The organism is Microbacterium wangchenii, from assembly GCF_004564355.1.
GTDB classification, from domain to species: Bacteria; Actinomycetota; Actinomycetes; order Actinomycetales; family Microbacteriaceae; genus Microbacterium; species Microbacterium wangchenii.
On record NZ_CP038266.1, the window covers coordinates 3,312,722 to 3,327,391 of the forward strand.

Below are 14,670 nucleotides of genomic sequence, written 5' to 3' on the forward strand. Positions count from 1 at the left end.
GTCGACCATGGGTGCGGCGTTCGGCCGGATCACTGCAATCGTCGTCGCTATCGCCGTGGTTCTGAGTCTCGCGTTCGGGTTCCTGGCGGAGTCGATCACCATACTCGCCTGCGGTGCACGGCCGCAGGCAGACAGCATGTTCTCCGGGCTTTGGCTGGCGCTCGCGGGTGACGCGGCCGCCTATTCAGCGCCGGACGGATGCGCGTTGCCGGTGGCGGGTATCCGGATCGTCGACGCGGTTGCCGCGATCCTCGTCCTCGCCCTCATGCTCACCGGACTCGTCGCCTATCGGCGTTACAAGCACTCGGACAAGGCGTTCGTCGCCGATCTCCGCTCTCGCGCAGGGTTCGCCGAAGCATCCGAGATCCGCCGGCACCTCTCGGGCAGGGCTGTCCTGCGGCGTGCGCGTCAACTCCGGCCCGACATCGCGCACCCAAGGCCGACCGACGTGGGGTGGCGCGTCGGCCGGTCGCGAGCTACCGACGTCTTCGTCTCTATCGAGGACTCGGTGGCGCTCGAGGGACCTCCACGGTCGGGCAAGGGATACCGCGTGTTGATCTCCGCGATCCTCGACTGGTCTGGGCCGTTGATCACAACATCGACGACCAACGACAACCTCACCGCGACGTTGCGGATGCGCGAACGACGCGGAAAGGTGCACGTCTTCGACCCGCAAGGGCTCTCCGGCGTGCGGCATCCGCTCCGCGTCTCCCCCATCGCGGGCTGCGAGGACCCGCTGGTTGCCATGCAACGTGGTAACGCGATCATCACCGGCACCGCCCTCGGATCGTCGGCCACGAACGGTGAGTGGGCTCAAGCCTCTGGCGTCGTGCTCGGTCGGCTCCTGCACGCGGCTGCCGTGGGCGGTCGCCCGATTGACGACCTCTACAACTGGGGAACGAGTCCCGTGCTCGCACGGAAGTCCGCGGTGTCGATCCTGCGAGCCGATGGCGCACCGGGCTGGGGCGACAACCTCGAGGCCACGCTCGCGGGCGATGACAAGCTGGTGTCGTCGATCTGGTTCGGCGTCCAGGGGGCGGTCGCTCCGCTCGCTGTGCCGAAGATCCGCGAAGCGCTGACGCCGCGGCCAGGAGCGCCGGCCTTCGACCCGCTGGAGTTCCTCGCGGATGCAAACACGCTCTACCTCGTGGGGTCGGCGTCGGGGGCGTCAGCCATGGGCGGTTTCCTCGGCGCACTCCTCGACGACATCGTGGAGGTTGCTCGTATGCAGGCTCTCGCCTCCCCGGGCTCGAGACTCCAGCATCCGCTAGGGCTGATCCTCGACGAGATCGCGAACATGTTCCGGTGGGCGAACATGCCCCGAATCATGGCCGACGGCGGCGGGCGGGGCATCTGCACGTTCGTGGTGCTCCAGGCGCTGTCCCAGGCCGAGACCTCGTGGTCGCGCGCCGAGGCCGACACCATCTGGGCAGCCGCGACTGCGAAGGTTCTCCTGGGCGGCGCGTCGCACGTGAATCACCTGCGCGACGTCGAGGCTCTGCTCGGATCGCGTCAGACCAAGCGGACCCAGCGTTCGTGGTCCACGCGCGAATCCGGTCACTCGACGAGCGAGCAGCACGAGCGGTTGCCTCTGATGTCAGTGGACGAGATCCGCCGCATGCCGCAGAACCTCGGCCTGCTCGCTTACCGGAATCGTCGCGGCGTTCTGCTCGACCTTGCTGGTTGGGATGCGCGACGCGACGCGCACGAGATTCAGGCCGGCAAACGCGCGACAGAACGGGACCAGCAAATCGTGTTCACCGAGGCCCGTCGACCGACCCAAGCTCCCGTCGCCCCGCCGCGGTCGGAGTCAGAGTCCGAGGCGGTGAAGGAGGAATGAGCAACCGCCGCAAGCCAGGAGCGCTGAACACCTACCGATCGGAGTTCCTGTCGTCGCCCGCGTGGTTCGCCCGACGCGCGAGGTGGTTCCGCAAGCAGGAACGGCTGAGCCGCTCACTCGCGTGCGCCGGATGCGGGTGGCCGGCCGCGCGCGAACAGCTCGAGCTGCACCACCTCGACTACAGCGGGGTGCGGTTCGTCCACGGCTCATGGCGCGCCTTCGAACGCCACGACGACCTCGTGCCGCTCCATCCGTATTGCCACGGTATGCTCCACCAGCTCATCGACCGCGACCGAGTGCTCTCCCACCATCGCGGTCGCAGGATCGCGTCGGCAATTGCACTGAGCATTCTTCGGAAATGTTTCGCAGAACCTCGGGACACGACATGAACGAGCGAGAACGAACCCCGGAAGAAATCGGCGCCCTGATGGCGGCACAACTGTCTGGGCCACCAATCCTCACTCGTCCGACCGAGCCGACAGGGGTGCCGCCCGTCGATTGGCGGAGCCTCTCGGCGGACGAGGCGCGCGCCGCGTGGACCGCGCTCCGGAGATGGGTCGAGTGGTTCACGGTGCGCTACGGCGTGCCCGTGAGCGTCGTGCCGTCGTGTTGGTGGAAGCACGGCGCGCTCGTCGAGGAGCTCTCCGCGCTGCACGTCTTCCATCAGGCGTCGTTCGACAAGAACGACTCCGGCTATGGGCCGCTGGAATGGCACGAACGCCTCACGCACGCACAGTCTCGCCTTCAACATGCCGGCTCTGGGTGCACCAGCGGTCACTACGAACTGAAGCCGCGATCGTGGGCCGGCGAGACCGACGAGGCGGAATGGGACGCGTGGATCGACCAGACCCACGCTGACTGAGGCACCCGGTGCCTCATCAATGGAAGGAAGAGAGAATGACAACCAGAATCCCGGTCACCATCGAGGGCAACCTCACCGGCGACCCCGAGTACGGCGCGAGCGAGTCGGGCAACGAGTACGCCCGATTCAGTGTCGCCGTCAACGACCGCCGCCTCAACGACACGACAGGACGCTGGGAGGACGCCGGCACGGTGTTCCACCGCGTGGTCGTGTTCAACCAGCAGGCCCGCAACGTGGCGTCGTCGCTCCGCAAGGGCGACACGGTCATCGTCGCCGGCGACCTCCGCTTCGGCACCTATACCGACAAGGACACTGGGCAGAGCCGCGAGACCCGTGACATCGTTGCGGACAATGTCGGCGCGTCTCTTCGGTACGCCTCTGTCGCCGTCGAGCGCACCCCAAAAGCTAACGGCCCCGCCGCGCGCAGAGCGCCGTCGGGGCCGGCAGCCGAGCCGGTCTCGTCCACCGGCGTCGGGATCGCTCACTGACCCATCGCAACAGGAGAGCGGCGTGGGAGTGATGGTACTCCCACGCCGCTCTTTTCGCGCTGTCCGACGATCAGCGCCCGAGTGCGCTCTCGGAATCCGCGCGGCTGACGACCCGCACGTCACGAACCCCACTGCGGCGGCCCAGTCGCGTGCCCCTTGCTGCTTCCCCTGTGCTCCCGATGGCCGCTTCGTATTCACGCGTGACTAAGTCGTAGCGAATCAGGAGACGCGCCCTCACGTCGCCGAGTTCACTCGGGGAGTCCACTGCGATCGCACGCGCGTGCGCGTTGGCGCTCGAGTCAGCCAACCGCTGGTCGATATCCGCCAGCGCTCGCTCTGCGTTCTCGAGCCACTGACGCTGCGGCTCAAGCGGAGATGCGGGAGGAACAACCTCACGGGCAGCTCGGGCCGATTCGGCTCTGGCCGCGCGCGCTGAGTCGTCGATGCTCACCTCCGGAGTTCCCCGCATCATGCTCGCCGCGACCTGATCCCGCGCCACGGCGGGCGTTCTCGCGATCGCGATCGCCTTGTTGTGGGTGCGACCTCGCGTCATTCCGACGTACAAGCCAGACGCATCCACCCCCGGCCCGACGACCGACGCATCCGTCGTCTCTCCTTGGATTCCGTGGACCGTCGACGCGTAGGCGAGGTGCATATGGGCGGCCGCGTACTCGAGCGACACCCGCCGATGGTCTCCGCTGTCTCCCAGAGCGCTTAGCTCGATGTCCGATGGCGTGATCCGCCGGATGATCCACAAAGCGCGGTTCTCGACGTTCGCGTCCCGGTCGTTGCGTCGGGTCTGCACCACGTCACCTTCGAGCAGTCGCTGTTCCCCCTGGCCGATTGCCAGGCGTTCCGCGTTGAGCTGGCGCATCTCCACTCGACGCTCCTGGATGGCCTCGTTGATCGCGTCCGCTTCCTCGTTCGTGCCGGTGACGAGAGCGATTCGTCCGCGAGCCGCCCAGCGAAAGTAGGCCTCGACCATCACCTCACGCGCTTGCTCAGCATCCGTCACTCGGTGGATCGACCCTCGTTCGTCGAGTTGTGCGGCGACCCCGAGTGCCTCGTCGTGGGTGCTCGGCTCGCGCATACGCAGCGTCAGCTCGGCGTAGCCCGCGTCGCGGAACCGATGCACGGCAGTCAACTCGACGACGGCGGTCGCCCTGCGCGTCAGACACGCCATGGCACCCGCATGCCCAACCGGCATGGCCTGCAGAGGGTCGCCCACCATTGCGATCCCCGCTCCCGTCTCAGCCGCGACCGCAGCGAGCGCCCTGGCCGTGTGCAGGTCCACCATGCCGGCTTCGTCGACCACGACTCGATCACCGGGGCGCAACACGAATCGGCGCGGACCTTCGAACACGACGCCGGTGCGGCGGTCTCGCTCGCCGACCCGCAGTCGTGTCCACACCTCGCCGCCCGCTTCGTCGCGCCCCCACCGCCAGCCGTGGTCCGCGAGCAGGGCGTGCAGACTCAGCGCGGTCGCGCCGATCTCACGCGCCGCGACCGACGCCGCCTTCTTCGTCGGCGCGACGACGACGAGCTGGCGCCCCTGGTTCTCCAGAGCGCTGCGCACGACGCGCAGCATCGTCGTCTTCCCGGCGCCCGCCGGCCCGATCACCGACACAAGTCTGTCTGTGCCGGCGATCGAGGCCGCAGCATTCGCCTGTCCTGGGTCGAGAACGACGTCCCTAGGCAGGGTCTCTCGTGAGACCTCAACGATGACCTCGTGACCGATCGCCTCACCGGCATACGTGAGCAGGTCGAACCGTTGGGCGAGCTCGAGCTTCAGTCCCGCCGTGGCGGAAGCCATGTAGCCCTTGATGTGACCAGGACGATCGCCTTCCTGATCGAGCAAGTCGACAGTGTGAGCGAGGCTTCGCGCAACGACGTCCTCAATAAGTTCCTGCAGATTTTCGCGATCGGCCACGATTCCAGTTCCCGCCACAGCCCGAGTCACGCCAGCTCGCAGGTCGAAGCTGCTGAATCTCCCGCCGCAACCGGTGGAGCGAGAGTCGGCATCGACGATGGCCCGAGCCGCGAGGATGTCACGATCAACGCTCCCGATCGCCGTCGCCCTCACTCGTGCCAGCGGCCGTCTGGCCAGCAGACTGGGGTCGATCTCGCGCAGTTCATCGCGAATGAGCTCTTCCCACTCCTTTTCATCGACGACACCAGGCTTGTTCGGGCGATTCTTCGCCCACGCCAGCCGGTCGATGTGCTGAAGCACGTCATGGTCTGGCTCCTGACCTGGATGCCCCGATCGCCAAACGAGCAGCAGCTTCGCGCGGTTCGCTTCGATCTGATTCGAGCGCCGCGACATTGGCCGCACCGCCGATGCGAGCTCCCCGATCTCCCCGTCGCTGTCGAGCGTGTACCCGTTGCGCGCGAGGGCCTGAACCCAAGACGGGTCCGATCGCGCAGCCAGTTCGCCCTCCGCGTTGATCAACGTGTGAAGTCTCATCGCGACCCGGGAGTCGACGTTCGACCATTTGCCGTCCTCGCCGAGCACCTTGACGTTCAGCCATAGGTGTCTATGGATGTGCGGATCGAGTGCCCGCGACCTGCGGTGCTGCAGCTCGACGACCTCGATGCGATGCAAGCCCTCGCGGATGCTGCCGCCGGCGCCACGTCTTGCGTTGAGCTCGCGTTGCCACGTCGTGATGATTCGGTTGCGAAGGCGGTCCTGAAGAGCCTCGAACTCCGCCGCGAGATCATCGTTGATCAGCGCAGCGATGCTGTAGGTCTTCGGGGCATTAATCGTTCCGTCGAGGATGAGGTCCGCCCGCGGGGACCTCAGTTCACGACCGCGCGGAGCATCCGTGTGCGGGTCGTGACCGTCCACCCACCGCCGGAGTTCTTCCGCGCCCAGCCCATCTGTCGCGATCAGACCGCACTCAACGGTGTAGCGCGTGACTTGCGCCGTGTCGCCGTCTGCGTACTTCGCCAGCGCCTCGACTCCGGTCACGCTCCGAAGGTGCGAGTCGCAGTTTCCCTTGAAGGCGTACGCCATCGCCTGTCGAACCCCGGCCGATTCGACCCCCCGCTTCCAGCGTTCGAGGCCTCCACGCATAGGCTCAGCGTACGCCGCGTCTGTCTAACTTACGAGTGCTTACACAGAAAGTGCCTGCGTGCATCGTTGTTGGTTTGCTCAGCTGGCAGGCTGTTGGGATTGCCTGGGCGTGGGCGTGAGCCGACGTCGTGGGTCGTAGTTGGCGCTCGTTCATCGGGCATTCGTGCGCGCGGGTCATACGTGCGCTGGCCGTGCGGCGTTGAGGGCGATCTCCCCGCCAGGGGGACTGCACGCGCGAGGACCCTCAAACGGTAACAGTAAGGATTAGCGCGCGACGGACGCCTGCCGATCACTGAGGCAACGACGTACGGTGGAAGCGTCGTTGGGAGTGCAGATGCTCGATGTTGCCGGTGCGGCTGATGCGCCAGACGGAGTGATCGAGGTCGTTCGTGAAGCTATCGCTCGTGATCTGCTGTCGAATGTCGACTCGCTGGCTGCGGGTTTAGAGACCGCGGGCTGGGTTCGCTCGACGGAGGCTGGTTTGTGGCGACTCAAAGCTCATCCCGAGTGGGTTGTTGTCTCCTCTGGCCACGCACCAAACGTGTCGATTTTCGTGAACGGTTCAGACGAGGCGGTGGTGGGCACTGCAGAGCGGGTGCGCGATGAGCTCGATGCTGGAGCCGCGGGCACCCTTGAACGTTCCGCGGTGGACCCGGACTGGACTATGTGGTCAGGGGGCAGCGTAGTCGTCTCGCTCAACGCCACGACGGCTCGTCGTCGCGGCGACGTCATGGTGTCGGCGGTTATGCAGCTGGCGATCGAGCGGAGCGATGCTCCTTCGGAAGGCTTGGCGCCGGATCCGGAGCTGGCGCGTCGGATAGCTCGGACGGGGTCGCCGCTGCAACGGTGGTACCTCGCCGCGGAGCGTGAACTTCCAAGTGACGTCGTGTCGCTGCTGAACAGCGATGAGGATCCCGATGTATCGGCGGCGATGGAAGTCAGGGTTGCCTCGCCTGCTGAACCTCTCGAATAGCGACGGGCTTAGGGACGAGTTCGCAAGGCCGTCCGGATAGTGTCGAGCCGTGTCTGACGTGGTGAGCGCCTACTCGCGTAGAGCAGCCGAGTACAGCGAGCTACTCGGTTCGATGGCGGCGATGCACCACGCGGACGTGCATCTGATCACCTCCTGGGCGAGGCAATGCGACGGGATCGTGCTCGACGCCGGCTGCGGGCCCGGACACTGGACAGGGCATCTCGCAGCGGCAGGGGTCGACGCTCGCGGCATCGACCAGGTCCCATCCTTCATCGATCACGCCCGCAGGGTTCATCCCGGGACGCCGTTCGAGGTCGGCGACATCGACGCGATGCCGTACCCGAACGCCGAGTTTGGAGGAGTGCTCGCCTGGTATTCACTCATCCACCACGATCCCGACAACATCGCCCGGCCGTTGGCGGAGTTCGCGCGAGCCCTTCGCCCCGGCGGCAGCTTGCTGGTCGGATTCTTCCTCGGTGGGACGATCGAAGAGTTCGATCATGCCGTCGTCAGGGCATTCCGCTGGCCCTCCGAAGCCCTACGCGGCCGCCTCGTCGACGCGGGCTTCGAGATCCTCGAGACCCACACGCGAACTGGATCGCTTGCGTCGTCGCCGAAGCCGCACGCTGCGATCATCGCGCGCCGGCTTTAGTACCGATCAAGGACCCTTGAATGATCGGCTGCCCGGCGGCGAGAGCTCGAGTGTCATCCGTCGAACTCCCATGGCTCTCGGTACTGGGCGCCGCTGCCCAGAGCGTCCACCAGCTCCTGCGGGCAAACGAGTCTGTCCTCTCCAGAGTCACGGGAGCGAGAGTGATTCCACACGGTGTCAGCCACGAAAGTTACCGATAGTCGGTAGCAGGTGTAGACGGACGACGGCGACGGCGAAAACCATCCGCTCGAGCCGGAGCTGCCGTCCGGGCGGTGCCCGGACGTCACCAACACGTCAAACTCCAAGACCGGGTCGCTGAACTCATCGGGACGTTCCGACACGTTGTAGAACACCGTCGCGCCGACGGCAGGGTCGATGAAGTCGGGGCTCGATGCGCCGTCCCAGTAGACCGCGACACTGCCGAGCGAGTCCATGAAGCTCTTCGGACCGGAGGGAGCGAGAACCGGATCGCCGATGACTTCGTAGACCACGTTCTCCTGGCGATCGAGCTGCAACCATAGCGAGGAATCGATTGGTGAGGGAGCGCATCCCGCGCACGCCATCAGCGCGCCGACGAGCACAGCGCCCGCGACCGCCCGCCTCGCTTCAAGGAACATCGGCCCCATTATCTGCGAACCGGGTCGAACTCCGAGCGTTGCTGGACCGGCATGTGGGCCGCTGAGCTATTCGTTGACCAACTCCCCACAGACGGCACACTCCGTGCCGACCGGCGCCAATGTGAAGCAACTACTGCAGAGGGCTTCGCGGTGAGGCGCCCTCGAGCGCGCGCCCGATGATCCCCACTGGTTGGGTGAAGAGTGCTCAGGGCAGTAGAAGTTCCAAGCGCCGGCGGTCGTCTGCGCGGATCGATGGCGAATCGCGATCATCTCCGATGCCGGCCGCTCCACCGAACCCCGGCCGCATTCGGAGCAGTAAGTCCGATCGAGGTCGATGACATCCTCGAGTCGATACCGCTTCTCGTACTCCATCTCGCCAAGCGCCGTGTCCCGAACGTCCGTGAACTCCAGCTCGCCGTACTGCTTCCTTAACGTGGCCGCAACCGCGCGCGCGTCGTTCTCTGTCGCTCGCCTCAGCGGCTTGCCTGTGGACTTCTGGAAGATGATCTGCATGTCGCCTCCCCCGGTGGATGTGCAAGCAGACTATCGGCGTCGGCCGCCTGAGACCGGTCGGGCAGCCCTGCGGTTGAGTGACAGCGCATGGCGAACCTTGAGCACGTCTTCGCACCGCTCTGAGTGCGGCAAGGGACCGGCTTGAGGCCGAACGTCGGTGCTTCTGCATAGGTCACCTATCGGGAGACTAGGTTCGGGTCATGGAGTCGGACTGCATCTTCTGCCACCTCATCCGAGAAGACTCCGCGAACTGGGTTGCGATCGAGGAGCACGCCGTCGCATTCGAACCCCTTCGGGAGGACCTCCTTGCACCAGGTCACACCCTCGTCATCCCCCGGAATCATCGTGAAGGGCTGTTCGGTCCAAGCGAGTCCGAACTCGCCGCCGTCATGCACCTGGTTCGACGGGTCGCGGCGGCCATGCGAACCGAGCTCCGCAGCACGGGAACGTTCCTAATACAGGCGAGCGGTCCGGACTCCGGCGGGACTGTCCCGCACCTGCACTTCCACGTCGTACCGTGTTGGGCCGACGACAACGCTGACTTCTGGCCAAAGGAGAGGTCAGCCCATCCCTCGGTCGACCGCCCGCACACCGTGATCCGTTCCGCGCTCCGAGCCGTACGCTGAGCGACCGGGCTTGCGGCGACGCTTCAGTAAGCCGACGTGGCATTTTCTCGGCTTCCCTCATGACATCGGGCGTGGGAGCCGCGTACTCGACTCGAGCAGCGGAGTATGTGGAGAAGATCGGCTCGATCGCGACGATGCACCCGCCGGACCTCGCGCTGATCACATCGTGGGCCGCTCCTCGCCGGCAGGCGGACGGACGACACCGACTGGCGACTCTGGTGCAGCGCGCCCGCACGCACTGATGTCCGGCACAGGTCGTACATTGAGCCTTCATAGCTTTACTCCGACCCGAGGAGACCAGCCGCATGGAAACACTTCCGGCGCAGTTCAGCACTGCCGTTAGCAACGTCACCATCAGTGACGACAAGGAACAGCGCGCCATCGCTGCTCATACCGAGGTCCGCGAGCTACTCGAAGCCGACGCGACGCTGAAGAGCTGGGGCATCACCCCGCTTCTCATCGGGTCCTATGGTCGCCAGACCGCTCGATACCCAGGCAAGGACGTCGATATCTTCCTTCGGTTTCTCAACCTCGGTGTCACCTCCGACCCTGCAGTGCTCTACGACGCGGTGTCGAGGGTTCTCATCGACGCGTACGGACTCGTCGACGAGGGCGGTCGGGTGACCCCGCAGCCTCGCAGCCTGAAGGTCGATTTCGCCGCTCCCAGCGCGCAGGCCGACCTAGCGTTCAGTGTGGACGCGGTGCCGGCTGTTCCGTGGGGCAAGGACTGGGCTATCCCCAATCGGGACCGCTCAACGTGGCAGAACGAATCCGACCGCTGGGTGAAGACGAACCCTGTTGCTTTCGGCGATGCCTCGCAGGCGCTTTCCACGAGCGAAAAGAGCCCGGTCGTCAACGGGCGCAACGCCTACAAGCCGGTCGTGCGCCTGTTGCGACAGGTTCGCCACGTGCACCTTGGGGAAGCCAAGCCAGGCGGCCTGTACGTCGAGGTCGCTGCGTACGAGGCCTGGCAGAACGGACGTGTGACCGGCGATTCGTGGGCCGAGCTGTTTGCTTCCTCGCTATACGAGGTGTCCCGCATCTTTCGGACGGCGGCGAGCGACGGGCTCCTCGATCCGATTCTCCGCACGCCGCTCAAGCCTGCGCTCGAGACTTCTGACTGGCTGCATGCCAGCCGAACGTTCGGTGCGCTCGCGGCGGACGCGCAGGAGGCGCTTCGAGCGACGCCGTGCGCGGCGGCGAAGACCTGGCGCACAATCCTCGGCACGAACGACCGCGGGCAAGTGTTCCCGCTTCCTGACGGCTGCAGCGGGGCAGGCGTGCCCTTGCCGGCCGCGGCGGCCGTGAGCGCCACCGGGCCGACCCGCGCTCGCGGTTTCGCGCGGCGATGAGACCGCCGTACGTCTACAACCAGCCCGCGTTTGAGGCCTTCTGCGCGGAACTGGTTGTGGCCGGATTCAGCCCGGTACCTGAGACGCAACAGGCGGGGTGGGTTGGCCCGTTGCCGGAGGCGCTGCGACCGCTCACTGACATCACTGAGATGCGGCTGTCCTTCCCCGACGGGTGGCCAGCGTTGGCGGTGCGGGGCTATGTGCCAGGACTCGTATCCGATCACGTCATGCCGGATACGGGATACATCTGTCTGTGGGCCGACGATGACCCGGCACAGGTCGTTGCGCAGACCTGGGCCGCGTACTTGGAGCGACTGGAAGCCTGGGCAGACAGCGCCGGCGACGGCTTTCGACCGGAGGACCGCGCTCTCGATGCGTGGGTGATGTTCCCTGGGCGCGCTGCCCTCACTGCGGAACTGGACATCCCGGCATTGTTCGACACACCACGCAACGGGAAGACCCATGTCGTGCATGGGCGTGCCGACGGGGTGCTGAGACTCAGCAGGCGACCTGCCGAGAACTACCTGCTCTCGGGGCCGGTCTTTTTCCGAGACGCCGCGCTCGAGACCCCGCGCTCGCTCGACGACTTCCGAGCCGCATTGACACCCCGGCAGCGCAACAACCTCGACAACGGTCTCCAGGGGCGACGTGACGCGAAAGAGAACCACCCGAGCGGCGGTTACGACTTCGCGGTCCTGGCGTGGCCCAAGTACGACCAGTACGAGGCGCTGGTGCTCACCTTTGCCGGTGCGGAGGGGACGTTGGCTGCGTTCGCGAATGTTACCTCGCCGTCGGACACCGAGAGCCGCCTCCGTCGTGCGGGCCCCGATGCCCCTCAGTTGCGCGGCAAGCGGATCCTCGTCGCCGGTGTCGGAGCGGTTGGCAGCCAGGTCGCGCGCACGTTGGCCGCCAGTGGCGTTGGACGTCTCCGTCTCCATGACAACGACAGCATGCGTTCAACCAACTTGGTGCGCCACATCCTGCTTTCGCACTCCGTCGGGTACACGAAGGCGGGTTTTACGAAGCTCTACATCGAGGACATCGCGCCCTGGTGCAAGCCGACGGTGCACGAGGACGTTCCGCTGCGGCCCGACGACATTCTTCCTTTGTTGCGCACCATCGACCTCGTCGTCGACTGCACCGGGGTCTTCGCGGCCACGCTGGCTGTCGCCGCAGCATGTGCAGACGCCAGTGTGCCGCTTATCAGCGTGGCTCTCGCTCGCGGCGGCGACGCCTTCCGCATTCAACGCCAAACGGATGTCGATGTTCCGCTCATGCAGCGGGCTGCATCTGAGTTCCCCCCCATTCCGCCGGGCGACGAAGCCGAATCCTTCGGGTTCCTCGAGCTCGGCTGCACGGCACCCGTGCACAACGCGCCTCCGGCAAGCGTCTTGCGTGCTGCATCTGAAACGACGCTCGCCGCTATTGACCTCCTGCTCGGCAGGGATGGACGCGCTGCGGATACGGTGACAATCCTTCGCGCCCTCGACGAGGCACCTTTCGATGTCGTCGGCGAACACCGGTTCCCGGCGGCAGCGTCATGACCGATGAGTCCGTCGTGTATATGTCTGAATCGGTTCTGGAGCGGCTGCGGGTCAGCGCGGCCCGGTCACACCCCCTCGAAACCGGCGGCATCCTGATTGGCGTGACAGCAGGCGACTACCCATGGGTGACCGATGTGAGAGAGTTCGATTCGCCAGGACGGGGCCCGGCCAGGTTCATCCTCCCCCGCGGCGTCACTCAGCGCGCGGTTCGCGACGCTCGTCGACTCGATGCGCGACTCGGCTATCTCGGCGACTGGCACTCCCATCCCGCCGACGTTCCGGCGAGCCGCACCGACCTCCTCACCACTCACAAGACCGCTCTGGTGTTACGCCGCCAAGTCCTGTTGCTCGTTGCTCGGCGTCGGGGCAAGGCGTATGCGCTGGACCTGTCGATGGCGCGCGGCACCCGCATCGAGCGCTGTCGCATCATTCCGACCGGTGGCCTTCCTCCGCTTGCACATCAGACCGACACAATCTCTCAAGGCGAGGCATCATGAACACACCTGTCAGCCAGGATGACATCGACGTCCGAGGCCCCCTGTTCCTTTCGTACAGACAGTCAGACGGAACGAACACCGTCTCCGCGCTCGGATGGTTGCTACGCGCGGCGGGAATCCCCGTGTGGCGCGACGTCGACGACCTCCCGCCCGGCGATACGGCGGACCGTCTAGAGCAAGCGCTGGCCGACGGGTTGTCCGGCGGCGTACTGATCATCACGCCCGACATCGCGAACAGCCCCATTGTGAAGTCTATCGAGGCGCCCGCACTCATCAGGCTTTATCGCGGCGACGACCGATTCCAGCTGCTGGTCGCAAACGCCATTGAGCGCTCACCGGGCAAGGTCGACTACGGCGCACCAGACAAGCTCCTCGAGCGCGTGCGTCGCGAACTGGAGGGGGTCAGCCAGAACCCTGTAACCGATGACGGACTCTTCAAGATTGTCCGAGCGGCCGTCGCGCACCGCATGGCACAGCACCGCGCAATCGTGGAGGCGAACGGGTTTTTCGAGCTCACGGTCCAGACGCGGAACATCGGGCAGGTCTACGACCGCACGGGCGCGCAGCTCGACGTGCGGGTCCGGCGCTCATCCCACGAGCGGCTCCCCAGCGCAGAGGGCCTCGACGACCTGCGGCGAGCCCTCACGCTTCTACCGGACGCAGTCGTCACGACCGGGGCGCGGAATGTTCGCATCTCCGGCGGCGGGCACTTCTCGGTCGGGTTCGCGCTCGGAGCCGCTCTGCCGTCATCACGCGTAGGCGGCATCACGGTCGTCGACCAGCGCGACGCCGAATGGGCCAGCACGACCGAGGCCGCCGCGCCCGCAGTGCCTCAGCTCACTTTCGACGCGGTGGATGCTGAGTCCACGGTCATTGGCCGTCCGCGAGTCGTCGCTTACGTCGACCTCCTCCCTACCCCAAGCGATGCCGCGCCGCTACGATTCCTCTCCGACCATGAGGGCGAGTACGTCGCGAGCGCCACAATCGCATATGGAGATGGAGGCCTCATCGACCCGGCCGATGCAGGCAGCATCGCCGCAGAGGCAATGGCACGCGTACGCCAGCTTTCCGCTCAGCATGGAAACGCGGCGGTCGACCTTCTGCTGAGATGCCCTTTTCCGCTATCCGTGCTGATGGGCAGACTCTCGAACACCCTGCGCGTGCGGCTATTTGAGTGGGATGACAGCGACTCGGATGGCGATTACACTCCGCGGTACGTTGCCGCGCTCGATGTGCACGCCAGCGCTCCAGAAGGGCCAATCACCTCTGCGCTGCTCCCTATTGGAGGGGACAAAGATGAGGACACGGCTGAGGGCGGCGCCGACGACGCCTGAATGAACGTCGTCCTGCGGCGCAGAGAGAATCCTCTGGCGGCCCGACGGGCCGGCGCAGTGACCTGCAACGCCTACAAGCCGGCTGAGGCTCCAGCTACCCTGCGACCATCACCCGTTCGCTCACTCACTGACTGGTCGAGTTGACTTGCGCCCGATTGCCCTGCTTGCGCGCACCGCCCGCAACAGGATAGTGACGCTGCCGGGCCTACGAGAACGATCGCGCAGGGGCGTTATCGAGATGCCGGCGTTTGCCCGCCGTGCGGGCGGAACTGTCCACACCGACGCCCGCGCGTATGTCA

At 66.0% G+C, this 14,670-nt stretch carries 15 protein-coding genes; 12 read left to right on the top strand and 3 right to left on the bottom strand.

Annotated features, from left to right (window positions below; genetic code table 11):
- Positions 1–136: 136 nt before the first annotated feature.
- Genes E4K62_RS16110 through E4K62_RS16125 form a run of 4 tightly spaced genes read left to right on the top strand, consistent with a single transcriptional unit; the run spans position 137 to position 3,190 of the window.
- The gene (locus E4K62_RS16110; protein ID WP_240742727.1) at positions 137–1,840 is read left to right on the top strand and encodes a type IV secretory system conjugative DNA transfer family protein; all 1,704 of its coding nucleotides are present in this window, start codon (positions 137–139) and stop codon (positions 1,838–1,840) included.
- Positions 1,837–2,229: a hypothetical protein gene (locus tag E4K62_RS16115; protein WP_135069313.1), complete on the top strand. Its 393-nt coding sequence runs from the start codon at positions 1,837–1,839 to the stop codon at positions 2,227–2,229. The genes E4K62_RS16110 and E4K62_RS16115 overlap by 4 nt, the downstream gene beginning before the upstream one ends.
- Positions 2,226–2,702 carry a hypothetical protein gene (locus E4K62_RS16120; RefSeq protein WP_135069316.1) on the top strand — a complete coding sequence of 159 codons (477 nt, stop codon included), beginning with the start codon at positions 2,226–2,228 and terminating at the stop codon, positions 2,700–2,702. The genes E4K62_RS16115 and E4K62_RS16120 overlap by 4 nt, the downstream gene beginning before the upstream one ends.
- A gap of 35 nt (positions 2,703–2,737) precedes the next feature.
- Positions 2,738–3,190, top strand: a complete 453-nt coding sequence (locus E4K62_RS16125) for a single-stranded DNA-binding protein (RefSeq protein WP_135069319.1) — start codon at positions 2,738–2,740, stop codon at positions 3,188–3,190.
- A 70-nt stretch (positions 3,191–3,260) separates the two neighbouring features.
- Here the strand turns inward: E4K62_RS16125 and E4K62_RS16130 are convergent, their stop codons facing one another.
- On the bottom strand, positions 3,261–6,158 hold the full coding sequence (locus E4K62_RS16130; protein WP_240742728.1) for an AAA family ATPase: 2,898 nt from the start codon (positions 6,156–6,158) through the stop codon (positions 3,261–3,263).
- A 439-nt stretch (positions 6,159–6,597) separates the two neighbouring features.
- Here E4K62_RS16130 and E4K62_RS16135 point away from each other — a divergent pair, with 439 nt between their 5' ends.
- Together E4K62_RS16135 and E4K62_RS16140 are read left to right on the top strand one after the other, a co-directional pair.
- Positions 6,598–7,236, top strand: coding sequence for a hypothetical protein (locus E4K62_RS16135; RefSeq protein ID WP_135069325.1), 639 nt, complete (start codon positions 6,598–6,600; stop codon positions 7,234–7,236).
- A 49-nt stretch (positions 7,237–7,285) separates the two neighbouring features.
- Positions 7,286–7,888: a class I SAM-dependent methyltransferase gene (locus tag E4K62_RS16140; RefSeq protein WP_240742729.1), complete on the top strand. Its 603-nt coding sequence runs from the start codon at positions 7,286–7,288 to the stop codon at positions 7,886–7,888.
- A 53-nt stretch (positions 7,889–7,941) separates the two neighbouring features.
- Here the strand turns inward: E4K62_RS16140 and E4K62_RS16145 are convergent, their stop codons facing one another.
- The gene (locus E4K62_RS16145) at positions 7,942–8,505 is read right to left on the bottom strand and encodes a hypothetical protein (protein ID WP_135069328.1); all 564 of its coding nucleotides are present in this window, start codon (positions 8,503–8,505) and stop codon (positions 7,942–7,944) included.
- 66 nt (positions 8,506–8,571) lie between these two features.
- Positions 8,572–9,018, bottom strand: a complete 447-nt coding sequence (locus E4K62_RS16150; protein ID WP_135069330.1) for a hypothetical protein — start codon at positions 9,016–9,018, stop codon at positions 8,572–8,574.
- 200 nt (positions 9,019–9,218) lie between these two features.
- Between E4K62_RS16150 and E4K62_RS19075 the strand changes: the two genes are divergently transcribed.
- The 6 genes from E4K62_RS19075 (at position 9,219) to E4K62_RS16180 (ending at position 14,371) form a co-directional block, all read left to right on the top strand.
- The gene (locus E4K62_RS19075; protein ID WP_135069333.1) at positions 9,219–9,644 is read left to right on the top strand and encodes an HIT family protein; all 426 of its coding nucleotides are present in this window, start codon (positions 9,219–9,221) and stop codon (positions 9,642–9,644) included.
- 59 nt (positions 9,645–9,703) lie between these two features.
- Positions 9,704–9,886 carry a hypothetical protein gene (locus E4K62_RS16160; RefSeq protein WP_135069336.1) on the top strand — a complete coding sequence of 61 codons (183 nt, stop codon included), beginning with the start codon at positions 9,704–9,706 and terminating at the stop codon, positions 9,884–9,886.
- Positions 9,887–9,949: 63 nt separating this feature from the next.
- The gene (locus E4K62_RS16165) at positions 9,950–10,996 is read left to right on the top strand and encodes a nucleotidyltransferase domain-containing protein (protein WP_135069339.1); all 1,047 of its coding nucleotides are present in this window, start codon (positions 9,950–9,952) and stop codon (positions 10,994–10,996) included.
- 227 nt (positions 10,997–11,223) lie between these two features.
- Entirely contained in the window at positions 11,224–12,540 is a 1,317-nt protein-coding gene (locus E4K62_RS16170) for a ThiF family adenylyltransferase (protein WP_167747823.1), read from the top strand.
- Positions 12,537–13,037 carry a M67 family metallopeptidase gene (locus E4K62_RS16175; RefSeq protein WP_135069345.1) on the top strand — a complete coding sequence of 167 codons (501 nt, stop codon included), beginning with the start codon at positions 12,537–12,539 and terminating at the stop codon, positions 13,035–13,037. Before E4K62_RS16170 ends, E4K62_RS16175 begins: the two co-directional genes overlap by 4 nt.
- Complete coding sequence (locus E4K62_RS16180) at positions 13,034–14,371, top strand: SAVED domain-containing protein (protein ID WP_135069348.1); 1,338 nt, start codon at positions 13,034–13,036, stop codon at positions 14,369–14,371. The genes E4K62_RS16175 and E4K62_RS16180 overlap by 4 nt, the downstream gene beginning before the upstream one ends.
- Positions 14,372–14,670: the final 299 nt, after the last annotated feature.

Excerpts from the sequence above, each read along its gene's own strand:
- E4K62_RS16150 (WP_135069330.1), bottom strand. The coding sequence starts at position 9,018 with ATGCAGATCATCTTCCAGAAGTCCACAGGCAAGCCGCTGAGGCGAGCG.
- E4K62_RS16115 (WP_135069313.1), top strand. The coding sequence starts at position 1,837 with ATGAGCAACCGCCGCAAGCCAGGAGCGCTGAACACCTACCGATCGGAG.
- E4K62_RS16145 (WP_135069328.1), bottom strand. The coding sequence starts at position 8,505 with ATGTTCCTTGAAGCGAGGCGGGCGGTCGCGGGCGCTGTGCTCGTCGGC.
- E4K62_RS16180 (WP_135069348.1), top strand. The coding sequence starts at position 13,034 with ATGAACACACCTGTCAGCCAGGATGACATCGACGTCCGAGGCCCCCTG.
- E4K62_RS19075 (WP_135069333.1), top strand. The coding sequence starts at position 9,219 with ATGGAGTCGGACTGCATCTTCTGCCACCTCATCCGAGAAGACTCCGCG.
- E4K62_RS16110 (WP_240742727.1), top strand. The coding sequence starts at position 137 with ATGTTCTCCGGGCTTTGGCTGGCGCTCGCGGGTGACGCGGCCGCCTAT.
- E4K62_RS16170 (WP_167747823.1), top strand. The coding sequence starts at position 11,224 with ATGCCGGATACGGGATACATCTGTCTGTGGGCCGACGATGACCCGGCA.
- E4K62_RS16125 (WP_135069319.1), top strand. The coding sequence starts at position 2,738 with ATGACAACCAGAATCCCGGTCACCATCGAGGGCAACCTCACCGGCGAC.
- E4K62_RS16165 (WP_135069339.1), top strand. The coding sequence starts at position 9,950 with ATGGAAACACTTCCGGCGCAGTTCAGCACTGCCGTTAGCAACGTCACC.
- E4K62_RS16175 (WP_135069345.1), top strand. The coding sequence starts at position 12,537 with ATGACCGATGAGTCCGTCGTGTATATGTCTGAATCGGTTCTGGAGCGG.
- E4K62_RS16160 (WP_135069336.1), top strand. The coding sequence starts at position 9,704 with ATGACATCGGGCGTGGGAGCCGCGTACTCGACTCGAGCAGCGGAGTAT.
- E4K62_RS16120 (WP_135069316.1), top strand. The coding sequence starts at position 2,226 with ATGAACGAGCGAGAACGAACCCCGGAAGAAATCGGCGCCCTGATGGCG.
- E4K62_RS16135 (WP_135069325.1), top strand. The coding sequence starts at position 6,598 with ATGCTCGATGTTGCCGGTGCGGCTGATGCGCCAGACGGAGTGATCGAG.